1 protein-coding gene is annotated in these 467 nt (G+C 74.5%); it reads right to left on the bottom strand.

The genetic code is table 11. The annotated features are described in order from the left end of the window. Positions 1 to 221 precede the first annotated feature (221 nt). A partial coding sequence (locus tag BN4575_RS20660; protein ID WP_218060804.1) for a hypothetical protein occupies positions 222 to 467 on the bottom strand: 246 nt, incomplete at its 5' end.

The following is a 467-nucleotide window of genomic DNA, read 5'->3' as shown; positions in this document are numbered from 1 at the left end:
GGCGCGGAATCGAGGGCGGATCGCGCTCGCCCGGGACGAAGCACGGGAGTTCCACGAACCTCGATGTCCTTCGGGATCTGCCGGTCTTCACGAGAAGGGGACGACCCGAGATCTCCCCGAAGCGCGGTGACGCGAACCGGCGGTTCAATCACCTGGAAGCGGCAGGCGACACCGCTCCCCCCTCTCCGCGCTTCGGCGGCCGCCCCTGAGCCGCCAGGGCGCTACGGATCGAGCCCTTCCCTGCACGCCGCCCTGAGCTCACCGAGCGCGGGGACGAGCGACGCCCGCTCGCCTTGCCATGCCGGCGAGGCGTCCTCGGCGTCACGCCGGCGGAGGTGCTCGCGGGCCTCGTCCCAGAGCGGGCGGGGCGGCTCCAGCGCGGGCACGCGCCCGCGCACGACGTCCACGAGGCGGAGCACGCGCTCGACGCGGGACAGCGCCTCGCCGAGCGGCACCTCGCCCGCCTT

The sequence above is a fragment of the Aeromonas sp. EERV15 genome, assembly GCF_900079845.1.
GTDB classification, from domain to species: domain Bacteria; phylum Pseudomonadota; class Gammaproteobacteria; order Enterobacterales; family Aeromonadaceae; genus Aeromonas; species Aeromonas sobria.
This window is presented reverse-complemented; position numbering and strand designations above follow the sequence as displayed.